The organism is Martinezella paranaensis, from assembly GCF_014200235.1.
In the GTDB taxonomy this organism is placed as follows: Bacteria; Pseudomonadota; Alphaproteobacteria; order Rhizobiales; family Rhizobiaceae; genus Rhizobium; species Rhizobium paranaense.
This window is the reverse complement of the sequence record NZ_JACHBI010000018.1, coordinates 1-16,995: the sequence shown is the minus strand read 5'-3', so window position 1 is coordinate 16,995 and position 16,995 is coordinate 1. Positions and strand designations below refer to the sequence as shown.

General features: G+C 57.2%; 18 protein-coding genes and 1 pseudogene. 9 read left to right on the top strand and 10 right to left on the bottom strand.

Annotated elements, in window-relative coordinates:
* Nucleotides 1-19: 19 nt before the first annotated feature.
* Nucleotides 20-160, bottom strand: a pseudogene (locus tag GGD50_RS32975) (DUF6481 family protein); the annotation flags it as partial.
* Between the two features lie 170 nt (nt 161-330).
* The gene (locus tag GGD50_RS28495) at nt 331-540 is read right to left on the bottom strand and encodes a cold-shock protein (RefSeq protein WP_183940473.1); all 210 of its coding nucleotides are present in this window, start codon (nt 538-540) and stop codon (nt 331-333) included.
* 209 nt (nt 541-749) lie between these two features.
* Here GGD50_RS28495 and GGD50_RS28490 point away from each other — a divergent pair, with 209 nt between their 5' ends.
* Nucleotides 750-893, top strand: a complete 144-nt coding sequence (locus tag GGD50_RS28490; RefSeq protein ID WP_183940471.1) for a hypothetical protein — start codon at nt 750-752, stop codon at nt 891-893.
* 102 nt (nt 894-995) lie between these two features.
* Here the strand turns inward: GGD50_RS28490 and GGD50_RS28485 are convergent.
* The 3 genes from GGD50_RS28485 to GGD50_RS28475 form a co-directional block, all read right to left on the bottom strand.
* A protein-coding gene (locus tag GGD50_RS28485) for an IS630 family transposase (RefSeq protein ID WP_183940469.1) occupies nt 996-2,056 on the bottom strand; the annotation gives its coding sequence in 2 pieces (ribosomal slippage) (nt 996-1,564 and nt 1,564-2,056; 1,062 coding nt in all).
* Nucleotides 2,057-2,303: 247 nt separating this feature from the next.
* Entirely contained in the window at nt 2,304-3,707 is a 1,404-nt protein-coding gene (locus GGD50_RS28480; protein WP_183940468.1) for an ATP-binding protein, read from the bottom strand.
* Nucleotides 3,708-4,073: 366 nt separating this feature from the next.
* Complete coding sequence (locus GGD50_RS28475; protein WP_183940466.1) at nt 4,074-4,235, bottom strand: hypothetical protein; 162 nt, start codon at nt 4,233-4,235, stop codon at nt 4,074-4,076.
* Between the two features lie 523 nt (nt 4,236-4,758).
* On the opposite strand from GGD50_RS28475, the gene GGD50_RS28470 reads away from it, so the two are divergent.
* The 4 genes from GGD50_RS28470 to GGD50_RS28455 all read left to right on the top strand — a co-directional run bounded on the left by GGD50_RS28470 (nt 4,759) and on the right by GGD50_RS28455 (nt 5,910).
* On the top strand, nt 4,759-4,968 hold the full coding sequence (locus GGD50_RS28470) for a cold-shock protein (RefSeq protein WP_075852595.1): 210 nt from the start codon (nt 4,759-4,761) through the stop codon (nt 4,966-4,968).
* Nucleotides 4,969-5,074: 106 nt separating this feature from the next.
* The gene (locus GGD50_RS28465) at nt 5,075-5,356 is read left to right on the top strand and encodes a cold-shock protein (protein ID WP_183940464.1); all 282 of its coding nucleotides are present in this window, start codon (nt 5,075-5,077) and stop codon (nt 5,354-5,356) included.
* 29 nt (nt 5,357-5,385) lie between these two features.
* A complete protein-coding gene (rpsU, locus tag GGD50_RS28460) occupies nt 5,386-5,628 on the top strand; it encodes a 30S ribosomal protein S21 (RefSeq protein ID WP_183940462.1) in 243 nt (80 codons plus the stop codon).
* Between the two features lie 45 nt (nt 5,629-5,673).
* The gene (locus tag GGD50_RS28455; RefSeq protein WP_183940460.1) at nt 5,674-5,910 is read left to right on the top strand and encodes a hypothetical protein; all 237 of its coding nucleotides are present in this window, start codon (nt 5,674-5,676) and stop codon (nt 5,908-5,910) included.
* 358 nt (nt 5,911-6,268) lie between these two features.
* Here GGD50_RS28455 and GGD50_RS28450 read toward each other — a convergent pair whose 3' ends face one another.
* On the bottom strand, nt 6,269-7,078 hold the full coding sequence (locus GGD50_RS28450; protein ID WP_183940458.1) for an oxidoreductase: 810 nt from the start codon (nt 7,076-7,078) through the stop codon (nt 6,269-6,271).
* 388 nt (nt 7,079-7,466) lie between these two features.
* Between GGD50_RS28450 and GGD50_RS28445 the strand changes: the two genes are divergently transcribed.
* A complete protein-coding gene (locus GGD50_RS28445; protein ID WP_246451589.1) occupies nt 7,467-7,913 on the top strand; it encodes a PaaI family thioesterase in 447 nt (148 codons plus the stop codon).
* Nucleotides 7,914-8,027: 114 nt separating this feature from the next.
* On the opposite strand, the gene GGD50_RS28440 is transcribed toward GGD50_RS28445, so the two are convergent.
* Genes GGD50_RS28440 through GGD50_RS28430 form a run of 3 tightly spaced genes read right to left on the bottom strand, consistent with a single transcriptional unit; the run spans nt 8,028 to nt 13,040 of the window.
* Nucleotides 8,028-8,786, bottom strand: coding sequence for a TetR/AcrR family transcriptional regulator (locus tag GGD50_RS28440; protein ID WP_331371079.1), 759 nt, complete (start codon nt 8,784-8,786; stop codon nt 8,028-8,030).
* A gap of 25 nt (nt 8,787-8,811) precedes the next feature.
* Complete coding sequence (locus tag GGD50_RS28435) at nt 8,812-11,922, bottom strand: efflux RND transporter permease subunit (protein ID WP_183940455.1); 3,111 nt, start codon at nt 11,920-11,922, stop codon at nt 8,812-8,814.
* Nucleotides 11,919-13,040, bottom strand: a complete 1,122-nt coding sequence (locus tag GGD50_RS28430) for an efflux RND transporter periplasmic adaptor subunit (protein WP_183940454.1) — start codon at nt 13,038-13,040, stop codon at nt 11,919-11,921. The genes GGD50_RS28435 and GGD50_RS28430 overlap by 4 nt, the downstream gene beginning before the upstream one ends.
* Before the next feature lie 99 nt (nt 13,041-13,139).
* Here GGD50_RS28430 and GGD50_RS28425 point away from each other — a divergent pair, with 99 nt between their 5' ends.
* From GGD50_RS28425 to ftsZ, 3 genes are all read left to right on the top strand, one after another.
* Complete coding sequence (locus tag GGD50_RS28425; protein ID WP_183940453.1) at nt 13,140-13,727, top strand: TetR/AcrR family transcriptional regulator; 588 nt, start codon at nt 13,140-13,142, stop codon at nt 13,725-13,727.
* Between the two features lie 182 nt (nt 13,728-13,909).
* Complete coding sequence (gene fabF / locus GGD50_RS28420) at nt 13,910-15,208, top strand: beta-ketoacyl-ACP synthase II (RefSeq protein WP_183940452.1); 1,299 nt, start codon at nt 13,910-13,912, stop codon at nt 15,206-15,208.
* Nucleotides 15,209-15,270: 62 nt separating this feature from the next.
* The gene (ftsZ, locus tag GGD50_RS28415) at nt 15,271-16,275 is read left to right on the top strand and encodes a cell division protein FtsZ (RefSeq protein WP_183940451.1); all 1,005 of its coding nucleotides are present in this window, start codon (nt 15,271-15,273) and stop codon (nt 16,273-16,275) included.
* A 605-nt stretch (nt 16,276-16,880) separates the two neighbouring features.
* Here ftsZ and GGD50_RS28410 read toward each other — a convergent pair.
* Nucleotides 16,881-16,995 (bottom strand): ISAzo13-like element transposase-related protein (locus tag GGD50_RS28410; RefSeq protein ID WP_183940450.1); only part of this gene is annotated, 115 nt, incomplete at its 5' end.

Here is a 16,995-nt window from a genome sequence, read left to right as displayed (position 1 = left end):
TTGATATTCCTACTGTGACTGCCGCGCGGGCGGCAAAACTTTGCTGCATGGCGGGATCGGTCAGTTTCGCCGCAGACGCAAATTTCGTCAAAAGCTCTCGCTAGGCATTATCCGTAGTCTTGCGGCGTTCGGCGAAGCTGTTGTCGTTCAGATGCCTCAATAGATTGTCCTTCTTGGCGCCATAGGCCAGCAAGCGCCAGGCCTTGTTGCAATCCGCACGATTACCGGGCGAGATCTTATCGCACGAAAAAAGGCCAGACGTCTGTCTGGCCTTCAAATGCCCTTGCCCGCCACGCCAGTACATCCGTGGTCATGGCGGCTATAAGAGCTTTAAGCAGCCTGAAGCTGACCGGCGGACATCTTGCCCGATTTGCGATCGCGCTCCAGCTCGAACCGAAGCTTCTGGCCCTCAGCGAGCGAGCTCATTCCAGCTCGCTCGACGGCAGAAATGTGGACGAAAACGTCGGCGCTGCCTTCGTCAGGTTGGATGAAACCAAAGCCCTTTGCGGCGTTGAACCATTTAACCGTGCCAGTGGTCATAACGAACCCTTTCATAGCAAAAATTAATGTCCCTCCGGGCGGCGCACGGCGGTGTTTCGACTTTTGAAAGGGAAGTTGATCAAGAGGCGCTAAGCGCAGCCAAAACAAATATCGGCAAACAAAGTATCGAGCGCTATCTAATACACAAGCCGACCTTCGCCGTCTACCTCTTGTTTTGACTCTTGTAAATTTGCCGTACAGAAGGATACTTGCTGGATCACCGCAGCAAGCTGCTGTGCCAGATCGAGCGCGCAAAACATCATCTTGCCGGCCTGGAAGCTGGCGAGGTCAAGATCATTTGCAGCGAGACGTCCCTGCCCGCGGCCGATATCGCCATCACAAACGGGATTTGATCGATCAACGATGCCGCGTTCGATTACCTGAAAGAACGCCGTGCGGATGTGGCCATTACTGCTAAAGCCGACCTATCGACGGCTAATACGGCTTCTCATTGATCAGAACGCATTGGCCCATTCTCTGCGTCCGATGGACATGATGCGCCAGGGCTGACTTTCGAGTTTTCGCCATGCGTCGCAACAGTGATTGACGATATCGTCGTAGGATTTGAAGACTCGGTTCGAGAGCCAATTCTCGCGCATGAAGAGCCAGAGGTTATCGACCGGGTTCAACTCTGGCGATTTCGGCGGGAGCGGCAGGATCGTTATGTTTTCGGGCACGACGAGATTGTTGGACATGTGCCATCCCGCCTGATCCATGATGAGGATGGCATGGGCATCATCGGCGACATGACGGGCGATTTCGGCCAGATGCTGCGTCATCGCGTAGGTGTCGCACCACGGCATGACCAGCGCTGCCGCTTTGCCGAGCTTCGGGCAGATTGCGCCAAAGATGTAGGCCGATCTGGTGCGTTGATCATGCGGCGCTGAAGGTCGCGTTCCGCGCTTGGCCCAGCGGCGCGTGATCTTGTTCTTCTGACCGATGCGAGCTTCGTCCTCGAACCAGATTTCTATTTGCTTGCCTCGTGCCGCTCCAGCGGCAATTTCTGCCACCGCGGCGGGGAACTTTTTTTAAATTCCTCAATGGCTTGGGGGTCTTGCGCGTGATGTTTGGGCCGTGCGGCCAGCTTGCGATAGCCCATGGCCCGCACCTCACGGCTCAGCGTTTGCTCGCTCACCGAGATGCGAAACTCTTCCCAAAGCCATTGAACCAGATCGCACAGACGCCAACGCACAACGCCGTCAAGATAGGGCGTCGGTCCGCGCTCGATGGCCTGTGCCAAGGCCGCACGCTTCTGATCGTTTAATCGCGACTGCGGACCGGGAGCCTTGCCGTTGATCAGGCCTTGGGGACCACGCTCGTTGAAGCGCATGACCCAGTCCCGAACGATCTGGAGCGTGACATTGCCGAGACGGGCGGCATCGGAACGCGAGCCTCCGTCATAGATCGACGCGAGCGCCAACAAACGTCGTGCCTGGGCGGCGTCCTTCGTCTGCCGCGCCAGCCGCCGCAGACCTTCTCCGTCAAAATCCTCACGCAATGAAATCCCTGATCGCATCGCAGACCTCCGGTTTGCTCCAGAGATTCAGATTCACCGCGTTTTGGGAAGGCCAAAGAGTCAAGTTAAACGGGACGCGGTATAATTGCGGGGCAATGCGCGCACAGATAGCGTGACGTCGGGCGAGACAGTGCCTTTCCGAGCACCTGAAACGTATGGCCGCGATTGCCTACCTGACGGCAATCGCCTGTTCAGGAGTTGCGTCAGGCGGCGCGTTAGGAGTGGCGATGCGGCCACGTTGTCGCCTCTACCGGCGCGGCTTTACCAGTGTTTCGGGGGTTATCAGATGCAGATGCTCGTCTTCTTTCGCCAAACTCTCGACATCGCTTGAAAAACCGCTTCTGCTGAAAAACAGGTAGTGCTTGCCCGTCGCTCCTTCCCCGTAAGTCGTTTTCTCGGATCGCTCGCGCAACAATCGGACGTGGCCAAGGTCGATCACGCGCGATCGCCATTTGCATTCGCCATAGAAAAATGCACCATCCAACAATCGCCCCGCGACATCGATGTCGAAATCGGCGTGTCCCCAGATCTGGCCAACCTCCTGCGTCGGCACCGCAAGGACCTCCTGCAGATGAAGCCTTGCAAATTGAAGGGCGATCGGTTCGAACGCAATCCCCATATATTCGGAAAACCGAGGCTCCACGACACGGTCGTAAACCTCCCCGCCAAACCCGCTGCTGATCGCGCTCAGGTTTGGTCGCACGAAGCGATGCCAGAACGACATCAGGCTGTCTGCAACGCGATAGCGGCGATTTCTGCCCTTTTCGTCGGCATCCAGCGATTTCGAATTATCGATCAATTCAAGCGCGAGCAGTTTTGCCAGGTACGGTCCAATACCGTCTGCTTTGACACCCAGTCGGTTTGCGATCTCCGACTTGGTGTTGCAGCCGTTAGATACCGCCGCAATAACGCTTGAGTAAAAGGACGGTTCTCTGAGTTCGGTCTGAAGCAGCGTGTTCGGTTCGTCGATCAGCGTGCCTGTCTCCGTGAGCAAGAGTTTGATGACGTTGTTGCGGAGCGGCTCCTGAGCGTCGCAAAGCTGAAGATAATAGGGAATGCCGCCGAAAATCGCATAGGTTCTGATAATGTCGTCGGCCATGTACTCCGGGAAAAACTTGGCGACATCGACAAGGGGCAAGGCCTTCATGTCGAGCGACAGGGTTTTTCGCCCGTAAAGCGGGTTCCGTTCCGCCAGCAGGTCTTCCATTTGAGAAATGGCAGAGCCGCAAAGGATCAGTTTCATCGCCCCCTCACCAAGCGCGCCGGAATCCCAGAATTTCTGCACGATCGATGGCAGCGCTGGCTCGTTATCAAGCAGATAGGGAAATTCGTCGATCGTGACGATCAATCCCGGATGCTCGACGGCACGCTCGGCAACATAGTGCAGCACCCCCTCCCAGCTTGACAGGGCTTCGAGCTGTGGCTTTGACCCGATTGCCTTTCCGACATCGGATTTGAACTGCTCCAGGTTCAAAAGGGATGAGACGCGGGTCGCCTGAAAATAGATTTCCGGGTGATTCTTGGCGGCCTCCCGAAGGAAGCGCGACTTGCCGATCCGCCGTCGGCCAAATACGATGATGAGGGAAGGTCGTTGCGAATCCAATTCGCTCCGCACCAGCTTGAGTTCGCGCTCGCGCCCTAGAAACTGCATATGCCTTCCTTTTGGTAAATATAATTAGCTTAATCGTGATTACCTTAATCATGATTACCTTAATCGTGATTACCTTAATCGTGATTATCTTAGTGACGATCCCTTCTGTCAAGTCCTGCGCGCTACGGGCTCTCCCTGACCTTCTTCAGGTTGCCGATTTTTCTGCAGGCAGCAGGCCAAGGATCATCAATCGACGGTATAGCCTATGCCGCTTGGAATCCGCCGCCACCCTTAGTCTGAGGCCTGAGCGAGGCGTGTCGGCCCTGAGGCGTCAAAGGATGTCGAGCACTGACGGTTGTTCTTGCCCTTGAGAAGTTCCGTGACGCGGCCGCTTGTCGTTTCGCGTGAGAAGGAGCGGCGGGTCTTCTAAGGCGACGCGCCCACTTCGAAGCCGGGTTCGTAGACCTTGATCACCTTTTCGAGCGCCGCCTTCCGATCATCGAGAACGGCGATCTCGCGCCGCAGCTCTTCCACCTGGCGATCGATCTCGACCAGCTTCGCTTTCAACTCGTCTACAACGTCGACCATACACAGCACTTCCGAGGCACCCTCAGGAGGTGACATCAGCCCTCATCGGAATCTTGCGGCGACTGCTCCATAATGCCGGAAATTTGAGCAGAAATATCGTTTTAGTTCAGCGACATAAATCGCTTTTGGTGGTCTTTGCTACCTAATGCCGAATTTACGGGCGCTTTCCGTTGCGTACTTACGCGTGTGCGCACGATGGCTATTCTATCTCTGTCAGGATCGATGGGGCCCTGATGAGGATCTTCGCCACTTTATGGACGTCGGCGAATTTCGGCACTTGCCGGATTGGATCGAAGATCTGCGCCTAGGAGCGGCGGCTCCGAGCATCGCCGGGCGCGGAGATTTGTCATTTGACCGCCTCTGTTGCCAAATTTTCGAATTGAACCTATGGTAAGACTATCGACCATTGCTTGAGATGTCGCTCAAGAGCCGCTGCGCTCTCGTCAGATTTCCTTCCAAATAATCGATCTAACTCCGCAAGGTATCGCGGAACAAACAACGATTGCTTTGAAAGGAAATCGTTATGAACACTGGTACTGTGAAGTGGTTTAACTCCACCAAAGGCTTCGGCTTCATTCAGCCTGATGATGGCAGCACGGACGTCTTCGTCCATATCTCGGCTGTAGAGCGCGCCGGCATGCGTTCGCTCAACGATGGCCAGAAGATCACTTACGACATCGTACAGGACCGTCGGTCTGGCAAGAGCTCGGCTGACAATCTTCGAGCCGCATAATTTGTCACGGCTTCGCGCGACCACAGATGTACTGGCGCGCTCCATGACCGAGGAAGGTCGGGATACGTCCCGGCCTTTCGTTTTTTTATTTCGAACGGAGAACGACATGACACGTGGTCGTTACCGGCCGGGCGACAACATCGTCCTGAAGCCTGGAATTTTTGGAAACGTCCAATCCGCTGGCAGCGTCGTGTCTGTCATGCCGGTCTCACAGGGCGTTGTTCACTATCGCATCCGCTTCCAGAATGAGAATTTCGAGCGGAGTATCCGTCAGGACGATATCGACGTTGAGGCCTCGCCATCGTCGCTTTTGCCAGCGCAAGCCGAGATACCGCAAGCATCGAAATCGAGCTGGATCAACTCGAATTCAATCCGTACCAAGAAATAAACACAGCGCGAGCTGAGCAAGGAGAAATTTTGCAGGTTCTGGTCAGAGACAATAACGTTGATCAGGCGCTTCGCGTCCTGAAGAAGAAGTTGCAGCGCGAAGGCGTGTTCCGGGAAATGAAGGCCCGCAGCGCCTATGAAAAGCCGTCCGAAAAGCGCGCTCGCGAAAAGGGCGAGGCGGTCCGCCGTGCCCGAAAGCTTGCCCGCAAGCAGGCTCAGCGTGAAGGCTTGCTGCCGGCGCCGAAGAAGAAAGTCATAGCGCGAAGTCGCTGACGTTCACCGTCTTTTGGAAAACGCCCCTGCTGAAACGGAGGAAGCATGACAAAGACGAAAGACAACCTGTTCAATCCTGAAAAACTGTCAGCACAGACCAAGTCCGAGCAGACGACGTCGATTGCCAAGGATATCCTGGCTGATGAGGCGTCTGCGCGGCAGAAAAAAACGGATAGGCTTCGTGCGCTCCGATTGGCGCAAGAGACGGAACCAGCATCGAAGTCGAAAAAAAGAGCGGGAAGGAATAGGCGCTGCCCGAGCGCGGCTGCGCTCCCCTCCTGACCCACCTGAAAGTCGTTGGGTAAAATTGCCCGTCAGATTTTCAGATTAGCGCTTCAATTGAAATTGGTAGCTAATGGCCACAGCCCGTGTGGCTTTTAGTTTGTGATTTCAAACCCAAAAAAGTTATATGTCTATTAGGGTTAGCCGATAAATACGACACGATTTTCCGCTAACAATTTCAATGAAGGGCCAAGTTGGCTAGTAACTTCATGATCGGCTCAATGCCCAACTCGCGCTAGCTTCTGGCCAGCGATGATTGAGACTCCGCCATGGCAGATAGGCTTTCCGACAAGACTAAATTAGCCACTTGCGGGCCGCATGACCGCAAGTGGCGACGTTTGACAGCTTCGGCAGAACTTCACTTTCCGAAGCCGAATGTCTTGCGCAAACTCTTGTCGACCGCGTTCGCCGGCATGAATCTGCGTAAGCGGCTGAGAAGCGTCGCTTGACCGCCCGCCGGTTGACGCATGCGGTACGGACCGTTGATCGCAGCCAGAATTTTCGTGGCAACCGCCTGCGGCGAAGGCGCTGACTTGATCTGCGCCTGGACCGTCTCGATAGTCGCATACGCTTGTGTTTCGTAGACGCCCAAGGGGGCCTCTGTATGTGCCGCATTTACGTCGAGCTTCGTGTTGGTGAAGGTGGGTTCGAGCAGCACAACCCTGACGTTGAACTCGCGGATTTCGTGGTCCAGCGATTCCGACAGCCCCTCAAGCGCATGCTTGCTGCTAGCATATAGTCCCATGAACGGTGCAGGCAGGAAGCCCAAAACCGAGCTGACATTGATGATGAGCCCGCTCCGGGCGGCTCGCATGGAGGGTAGAGCAGCACGCATCATACGCAACGGGCCGAACACGTTGGTATCGAATACTCTTTGCGCTTCCGCGGTTGAGGTGTTCTCGACGGGGCCGAACAGCGAAACGCCGGCATTATTGATCAGAATGTCGATTTTACCCGCTTCGGACAGAACCCATTCCACAAAGTTCGCAACCGATGTGTCATCGTTGACGTCAACGGTTTCGAAGCGAACGCCAGGGATTGAATTGACGCGGTTCGGGTTGCGTACGCCCCCAAACACTTTGAAGCCATTTTGTGCGAGAAGGCGCGCGGTGGCCTCGCCTATTCCGGATGATGCGCCGGTGATAACGACGTCTTTCTGATTGGACATGCATGCTCCTGAGGTTGTGCGAACGAGTGCTCGGAAGCTTTCAGCGGGATTGGATTATCTGTTCCTTTGTCAGATGGAGATCCCGCATATTGCTTCACAAAGTATTCCGATTAGATTTCGATCGCAATCTAACTTGATTTTGGATGTCGATCAACATATAAAATGAAGTGCCGGCTATTTTTGGAGTACTTTCATTGGAGTGGCGCGGTTGCCCGTGCCGGGGTCCGGCCGCAACGGCTGAAGCTGCCCGGGAAGAATTGTTGCTCGGTCGATTGGTGACCGCTGCAACATGGCCAACTTGCTTAGCACCACCGCGTCGGATTGTGTTCGAGGCGGCCACGAGGTTGGCGCGCTATGATTGACGATCGAGCAAACGAGGAGAGGTTCCTTGCCTGACACTACGCTGATGAATGGTATCGAGTTTGTGACGGGCCTCTCGCAAGGAACCCTCCCTCGACCGCCGATGGCGGATCTGTTGCCATTCACACTTCTTCCGCCGGACGAAGGTCACGTTGAGCTTCTCGCCAGGCCGGAGGCGCGTTTTTTCAATGTGATGAATACCGTCCACGGCGGATGGATCATGACGATGCTCGACACGTCCATGTCGCTTGCCGCGCAAACAACGTTGATGTCCGGCGAAGTTTGCCCTTCGCAAGAAACCTCGGTTAAATTTGTACGTCCAATTTCTGTCGACTGCGGCGAATTAAGGATCACCGGAAAGGTGATCTCTCGCGGTCGGACAGTCATCACTTTAGACGGCAGGATCGAGAACTCCCAAGGCAAGCTCTACGCTCACGGCACGTCAACCTGCCTGATCGTTCGACCCGGATTGTGATGTTCGAGCAGTTGGTTTCGAAACTGACATGGAATTTGGCGGCGGCATGTGTCAGGCTTTCGCCTGCTGCCGTGAATCCCTTCGTATATACAGATCAGGATGTCGGGACAGAATTTAGGCGCTTGGCATTGCTTCCGAAGCCTCGGCACCCCGCCAGTCAGATTTGCCGAGAGCTCGCATGATGAACCGGATTTGCGCGTGTGCGGCTCCAGCCGTGCCCTTCCCCTCCTGAACACATTGCTCAAGCGAAACGGGGTGGAAGAACGGCAAGAACGCGGTGATCACTCCCCGTGTGGCATAGTCGGCATCTTCCACCTGAAACTCACCCGCTTGCAAACCCTGACGGATAATCGTGTCCAGGATTGCCCGGATTCGCTCATCATGCGCATTCATCGATGGCCAATTTTCGTTCGCAGCAGCGACAAGCAGCTCGTGAATGGGTCTTTCTTCCATCAGCGTCATTCTGCTATGCCGGTGAAAGACGTTCAAAAGTTCAATAAGCTTTTTACTCGCCGCCGCGTCTGTCCGTGCGATAGAGAACGCAATTTCGGTGACCTTTTCGACGATACGCGCGCAGACAGAATTGTTGATTGCCGCCCTTGTGGGAAAGAAGCGGTACACGTTCGCTCGGCTTGTACCCAGGTCGGACGCAATGTCTGCAACAGTTGTCTTGCGATGACCGATACGGCGAATGTATTTTTCCGCAATATCCAGGATCCGATCACGTCCTTCCTCTAAAATTGCTTCATCCGAAGCTGAGGAATAAGGCCCTCGTTCCTGAGGTTCCGGTTTCTGTCGATCAGGGATCCACTCAGCATCCCGGACCATCGATGCTGAACGGTTCGTTTTCTCCTTCGCGTCCGGGGCGGTCACGTCCGTACACATCCTAAACATGATGTCACTCCGCAGCCATAGCGCGTTGCAGTTCCGAAGCATTTTGCTCCGTATGGTGTGTTGCTCCCTCAGTCGGCTTGATGCGGAACCAGGTGGCATAAAGAGCGGGAAGGAAGAGCAGGATCATTACGGTCCCAACTGCTGTCCCGCCAATCAGCGTGTAGGCCATCGATCCCCAGAATACCGAATGGGTGAGAGGGATGAAGGCAAGGACGGCCGCAAGTGCCGTCAACATGACCGGACGTGTCCGCTGCACCGTCGCCTCGATGACGGCGTGATAGTCGTCCAGACCGGCTGCCTTATTCTCCTTGATCTGTTCAGTGAGGATCAACGTGTTGCGCATAAGGATTCCTGCAAGACCGATCAGTCCGAGAATGGCATTGAAGCCGAACGGTTGATGGAAGATAAGCAAGACGGGAACAACGCCGGCAAGACCAAGAGGTCCCGTCAGCATGACCATGGTCATCGTCGAAAGGCTACGGACCTGCAAGACGATGACGATCAGCATTGCGGCAATCATCGCCGGGAAGATCTGAATGAGGGCAATATTAGCCTTTAAGGATTCCTCGATGTTTCCGCCCATCTCGATACGATATCCGACGGGAAGCGAGGCGATCAGCGGCTGAAGCGCCTTCAGAATTTGTTGCGAGACTTCCGGAGGCTGTGTCGCCTCGTTGATGTCCGAGCGGACTGTAATGACAGGCGTTCGATCACGCCTTTTCAGGATCGGCTCTTCAAATCGGACTTCGGAATGACCGATCTGATCGAGTGGAACCTGCCTGCCATCTCGGCTCATCAGCGAGAAGTCTGCCAGTCGTGACGGATCAAGCCTGTTTTCGCCGGCACTGCGCGCGATGACGGGCACAGTGCGAATGTTCTCGCGAACCTGCGTGATCGGAATGCCGCTCAACAGCAATTGCATCTGCTGGGCTGCCTCCGCCGGCGAAAGGCCGATCAGGCTCAGCCGATCCTGGTCAGGAACGAAGCGCAGCACCGGCGTGCGGTTGCCCCAGTCGCGATTGGCCTGACGGACATCCGGCACGCCCTTCATGATGTCGAGGGCTTTCTCGGAGATCTCGTACAATTTCCTGGGATCAGGTCCCATGACGCGAAACTCGACCGGGAACGGTGTGTAGGGACCGAATACGAGCTGCGTGACACGCACATAGGCTTCAGGAGCGAGCCCCTCCGAGACGGCGGCGCGGAGACGCTGCTTCAGCGCTTCGCGCGTCTCGGCGTCCGGCGTCAGCACGACGATCTTGGCAAAGGACGGGTCCGGCAATTCCGGCGCCATGGCGAAGAAGAACCGAGGAGCGCCCTGCCCTATATAGCTCGTGACGGTCTTTGCCTCGGGCTGTTTCTGCAGCCATCCTTCGAGCTTCTCGACTGTCGCCGTGGTCGTCTCGATACTGGTGCCCTCGGGTAAGCGGACCTCCACCAATACTTCGGGACGGTCCGATGTCGGGAAGAACTGTTGCTTGACCGCTCCCATGCCAACGACGGACACACCCATAGCGATGCCGACCACCGCGCAGGTGACGAACTTGTGCCGCACCGCAAATGCGATCATCCCACGAAGGCGGCGATAGTTCGGCGTGTCGTAGATGGCGTGATGGCCACCATCGATCGGCTTGATCGCCGGCAGCATCTTGACGCCGAGGTAGGGTGTGAAGACCACGGCGACGATCCAGGAGACAATGAGGGCAAAGCCCACCACCCAGAAGATGTTGCCGGCATATTCGCCGGCGGTCGAGCGCGCGAAGCCGACCGGCATCAGCCCGATGATCGTCACCAGCGTACCAGATAGCATGGGGGCAGCGGTATGGCTCCACGCATAGGCGGCCGCCTTGATGCGATCCATTCCCTCTTCCATTTTCACCACCATCACCTCGATGGCGATGATTGCATCGTCGACCAGAAGACCGAGCGCCAGGATGAGCGCGCCGAGCGTGATGCGGTCGAAGAATCTGCCAGTCTCCAGCATGATGAGGAAGACAACGGCAAGCGTGAGCGGAACGGCCAGGGCGACGACGATACCGACGCGCCAGCCGAGGCTGATGAGGCTTACGAACAGCACGACGCCGAGCGCCATGGCGAATTTCAGCATGAACTCGCCGACGGCTTCCTGGATGTTGACAGCCTGGTCGCTGACCTTGGCGAGCGTCATGCCGAGCGGCAAGGTCTGTGCGATCGCACCGGATCTTTCTTCCAGCGCTTTGCCGAGTTCCAGGCCGTTCCAGCCCTGCTGCATCACCACGCCAAGCATGATGGCCGGTTCGCCATTGTGACGGATGAGATAGGTGGCCGGATCTTCATAGCCGCGGCGAATTTCCGCAAAATCTGAGAGTTTCAGCGTGCGTCCGGCCGCGACGATCGGCGTGTCAGCGATCGCCTGGATGCTGTCGTAAGCGCCATCGAAGCGGATGAACACCTGCGGGCCGCGTGTATCGATCGATCCTGCCGGCGTCACGGTATTCTGCCGCTGCAAGGCGGCCGCGATGTCCTGCGCCGAAATTCCGAGGGTCGCCAGTTTGGCAAAGGAGAATTCAACAAAGATCTGTTCGGGCCGTTCTCCGAGAATGTTGATCTTCTTGACGCCGGGCACATGCAGAAGGTCCTGGCGGATCACCTCGGCTTGCCGCACAAGATCGCGCATCGGCATGCCCTTGGCCTTTAGCGCACAAAGACCGAAGCTAACGTCGGAATACTCGTCGTTGACAAAGGGACCCAAGACGCCCTGGGGCAGGTTTCGCGCCTCGTCTCCAAGCTTCTTTCGTGCCTGATAGAACTCCTCTTCGACCGCCGTGGGTGGTGTACTGTCCTTCAGCGTGACGGTCAAAAAGGCGTATCCCGGCCGCGTGGTCGTCTCGACGCGGTCGTACCATGTTAGCTCCTGGAGGCGTTTCTCGAGAGGCTCGGCGACAAGATCCTGCATCTCACGCGCTGTGGCGCCCGGCCATACGGCTGTCACGGTCAGCGTCTTGATGGTGAACGAAGGATCTTCCGCCCGTCCGAGCTTGGCGAAGGCATACACGCCGGCGGCGGCAAGCAGGACGATGAAGAACAGCGTAACGGCTCTCTCGCGGACCGCGAGCGCGGATAGATTGAGGTTCATTGATTGGCCGCCTCTGCTTGTTCTGTCGTGGTCCGGACGCTCGCGCCGTCCTGCAGGAGATGCGCCCCAAGAGCGACAATGGGCTCGCCCGCCTTGAGGCTGGAAACCACCGCGACCTCCTCACCCATCTTCTCGACCTTCACTTGGCGGAAGTGGACGGTCGATGTTTTTTCGTCAAAGACCCACACGCCAGTTCGGCTGCCGTCGTCAAAAACAGCGCCGACCGGCACCACCGCATGCGCCTGGCCGGTATCGTTGGAGATTTTGATGGTGACTGTCGCGCCGAGTGGGGCCGAGGCTGCGGCGCCATCCAGAACCCAGCGTGCTTCATAGGTGCGGGTTTGCGGATCGGCGGCATCCGAGATCTGCCGAAGCCGCGCCTTGTCCTGCCGGTTTTCGCTTCCGTAGATGCTGGCTTCGGCAATGTCTCCGATCTGCGGACGAACGGATTCCGGAAGCCAGACCAACGCCTCACGAGGCCCGGCCTGGGCAAGCCGGACTACGGTTTGTCCCGCGGTCACCACTTGCCCCGGCTCTCCAAGTGTTTCGACGACGGTGCCATCGGTATCGGCGATCAGCAGCGAGTAAGTCGCCGCGTTTTCGGCGACGCTTGCATCGGCTTGCGCTGCGGCAAATTGGGCGGTTGCCGTGTCTAGTGCTGCCTTTGCCTGTTCATAGCGCTGCGGAGAAGCGGCGGCCAACCCGTTTTTCACCGAGGCAGCGTAGCGTCTCTCGTCAGCCTGCGCCTGGGTCAGGACGGCTTGAGCCGCAGCGACCGCATTGCGTTTTGCGGCAAGCGCCAGGCGCAGATCGGTCTCGTCAATGCGCATCAAGAGCTGACCCGCCTTGACCTGCTGGCCGACGTCAACGTAGCGCTCGATGATCTTGCCGGGCACCCGAAATCCCAGATTACTTTGCACACGAGCGGCAATCGTACCGGTGAACGTGCGCACAGCGGTATCTGGCCTCTTAGCATCCACCAAACTGACGAGCGTCGGCGCGACGCGGGGGTCTGCGGCTTGTGCTCTTCCTTCCGAAGATTCGGCAAGGAGAACGAACGCAGTGGCGCCAACGGCCACCAGTATGCCCACGGAGGCGAGGAGAATTTTGCGGTTCATGTCATTTGACCCTTGTTGACGGGTGCAGCGGTTATTTTAGATTGCGATCTAACTCTAAACGTGCTATAGATGTCAAGTGAAATCTAAATGGAGATCGATATGAGAGTCAGTCGGGCTCAGGCAGAGGCAAATCGCGAAGCGGTGATCAACGCGGCAAGTCGGCTCTTCCGGGAGCATGGATTCGATGGGATTGGGCTGAAGGACTTGATGAAGGGCGCCGGCCTCACGCAGGGAGCGTTCTACAAACAATTCGCGTCGAAGGACGATCTTGCCGCCCTTGCATCGAGGCGGGCACTGGAAAGCGCCACAAGACGATGGTCGACCGCGGCCGCAGACACCTCCGATCCCTTGGAAGCTGTCATGGCATTCTATCTCTCCAAGGATCACAGAGGAGAAAAGGCGGAAGGTTGTCCCCTGGTGGCGCTGGGAGCGGATGCGGCTCGGCAAAGCAGAGAGGTCAGGCGCCCGTTTGAGGATGGTATTCGAGCTCACTTCGAGGTGCTGGACGAACTAATGGGTGACGCCAACACCGCAGGTCCTAGCGACAAGGCGATAGCGATACTGTCTTTGATGGTGGGTGCCGTGACGCTGTCCCGCATCATCGAGGACGAGAGCTTGTCACAAGGCGTGCTCGACGCGGCCAGTGGCGAAGTCAGACGTATCGCCAACCGTGATGATGTTGCCTGAGAGCTTGTCGGGTTCAAGTATCCGGCGGGAACATGGGCCGAAATTTCAGCTGCGTCCGAGTCGGGTGAAAGCGTCTTAGGTCTTTGAGTAAGCTGCATGTTTTGAGAACGGGCCTTGACCCATTGTGGGTCGGGACGACGATTGTATGCCTATTTTTTAATGCGAAGACAGGTGGAAAGCAGATGCGTCGCATTGTTGTCACAGGTATGGGAGCTGTCAGCCCCCTTGGAGCAAACGTTGATATTTCCTGGTCGCGGCTACTGGCGGCCAAAAGCGGCATTCGGCGCCTGGGTGACGATGTGGTCGGGGATGTGCCTTCGAAAGTGGGAGGCGTGGTCCCCTCTCTCGCCGAAGACCCCGAGGGAGGCTTCGATCCGGATGCGATCATGCCGCCAAAGGATCAACGCAAGGTCGACCGGTTTATCATTTTCGCGCTGGCAGCCGCGGAAGAGGCACTATCGCAAGCGAACTGGAGGCCGTCTTCGAATGAAGACAGGCTGAGAACCGCGACGATCATCGCGTCCGGCATCGGTGGCTTTCCGGCAATAACCGAGGCGGTCCGCATCGTCGATCAACGCGGTGTACGCCGCCTCTCGCCCTTCACCATTCCGTCCTTCCTCGTCAATCTCGCAGCCGGGCAAGTCTCAATCCGCCACGGCTTCAAAGGCCCCCTCGGTGCACCCGTGACGGCATGCGCTGCCGGCGTTCAGGCTATCGGCGATGCCGCCAGGCTTATTCGATCCAATGAAGCCGACATTGCCATTTGCGGCGGAACAGAAGCCTGCATGAACATCGTCAGCCTTGGCGGTTTCGCCGCGGCAAGATCGCTGTCGACCGGTTTCAACGAAACACCGAGCAATGCCTCGCGCCCCTTCGACACGTCGCGTGACGGCTTTGTGATGGGCGAAGGGGCAGGCATACTCGTCATCGAAGCACTGAGCCACGCTCTTGCGCGCGGTGCCACCCCGATCGCCGAACTCGTCGGATACGGCACGACAGCCGACGCTCACCATATCACCTCCGGTCCCGAAGACGGAAGCGGAGCGCGCAGAGCAATGGAGCTTGCCGTCGCGCAAGCCGGCGTGGCCCCTCACGACGTGGGTCATCTGAACGCGCATGCCACCTCGACACCGGTGGGAGATCTCGGAGAAATTAGGGCTATCAAGGGTCTATTTGGCGGCGGAAAGTCTGTCGCGGTGAGTGGAACGAAATCAGCAACCGGACATCTGCTTGGCGCGGCCGGGGGGCTGGAAGCCATCTTCACGATTTTGGCGCTCAGGGACCAAGTCGCACCACCGACCCTGAACTTGAATACGCCAGATCCTGAGGCGAACGGCATCGATTTCGTCGCAAATGAAGCCCGCCGCCTGAACGTTGAATACGCGATATCCAACGGCTTCGGTTTTGGCGGCGTTAACGCCAGCGCACTTTTTCGACGCTGGCCGACGGAAAGCAATCGTCGGACATCCTCCATCGGCTGATGGTTCATCACCACCTTCGCAGCATCATGAAACCTCTATCTTTGCCCAGGAGCTGACCTTCCATGAAACCGACGGAGGTTACTATCCAGAACATAACGCACCTCAAACCAAGGATTGCCGTCATTGGCGTCGGCGGCGGCGGTGGCAATGCTGTCAACAATATGATCGCGCAAAATCTCGAGGGGGTAGAATTCATCGTTGCAAACACCGATGCCCAGGCTCTGTCGACGTCAAAGGCACCGCGGCTTATCCAACTTGGCCTGGCGGTCACCGAAGGACTTGGCGCCGGATCTCTGGCCGAGATCGGACAGGCGGCAGCGGAAGAATCGATCGACGAGATTATGGACCACCTGGCCGGAACGCACATGTGTTTTGTCACCGCGGGCATGGGAGGCGGGACTGGAACAGGCGCAGCGCCCGTCATCGCTCGGACTGCGCGGAAGGCAGGCGTGCTGACGGTCGGTGTCGTCACCATGCCATTCACCTTCGAGGGTACACATCGAATACGGACGGCACGGCAGGGGATTGAGCGTCTCAGCGAAAGCGCCGACACGGTGATCGTAATTCCCAATCAGAACCTTTTCCGGATAGCCGATGCCAAGACAACCTTCGCCGACGCCTTTGAAATGGCCGATCGCGTTCTTCACGCGGGCGTCAGCTCCGTTGTCGATCTGATCGTCAAAGAAGGGTTGATCAATCTGGATTTCGCTGACGTAAGGTCGGTGATGCGCGATATGGGTCGAGCGGTGATGGGCACGGGCGAAGCGGCGGGGGACAGCCGCGCCAGAGTCGCCGCAGAGGCAGCGATTGCCAATCCGCTTTTCGACGATACGTCTGTCAGGGGAGCGAGGGGACTGCTCGTTTCCATTTCCGGCGGGCCGGACATGACGCTCTTTGACGTTGACGAGGCGGCCACACGTGTCCGCGAGGAGGTCGATGCTGAGGCAAACATAGTCGTCGGCGCGACATTCAACGGAGAACTTGAAGGACGACTGAGGGTTTCTGTCGTTGCAACCGGGTTGCGGCAACCGGCAGAAGTGATCTCTCTTTCGGAACGGAGAGCATGACGCTCGTGATATCGCCGGGATGAAGCCTGAAGTCGTGTAGCATTCGATTCTATTGCAGTCGAAAGGACTCGAACCGACGACCCTATTGGCACAAATTGTTATCCGTCTGAATCCCTCAGTCGCGACATCGGCTTTGGAATGACCGATTTGGGGGCCGGTAGCGAACTGGCAGGTTCTGACAGTCGAATGGTGCTAGCGGACGTTCAAGAAGGGGTAAGGCGGCTAAGCCCGTAAGCAATGGCAGCTTCGATTTGGTGTTCAAACACTTCGGCATCTCCCTCTTCGACGATGCCCATGATAGCGCGCTGATAGGCGTCCCCTAGTGCTAGCGCCACGATCCCGCCTGGCGGATGCAGCCGTGCTGCAGTTCTGGGCCTAAGGATGCAATCCTGAATATCGCGGCCATTGATGTCATACAACGGCGGCAGTGAGAGCTGCTACCGTTTCGCTGCAGCCGACCTCCGCTTTCGGGGGGAGGAGGCGCGCGACGGGAGTTACAGCATTCTAGCTATGCGGCCACTCCTGGCCGTTCTTCGAAACTCGAGCCTTCTCGTCACGCACGATCATCAAAGTCGCCAAAGAGAGCCTAAGGCACTGTTGATAAATTATCGCACCGGTGGTGGGATGATTGGGCTGATTGTGTAGTTCCAATCGCCATGGAATTGATGACGGTTGATGTTGATCGCATCCATCTCGGCATCGCTGACCTTGATGCCGGCG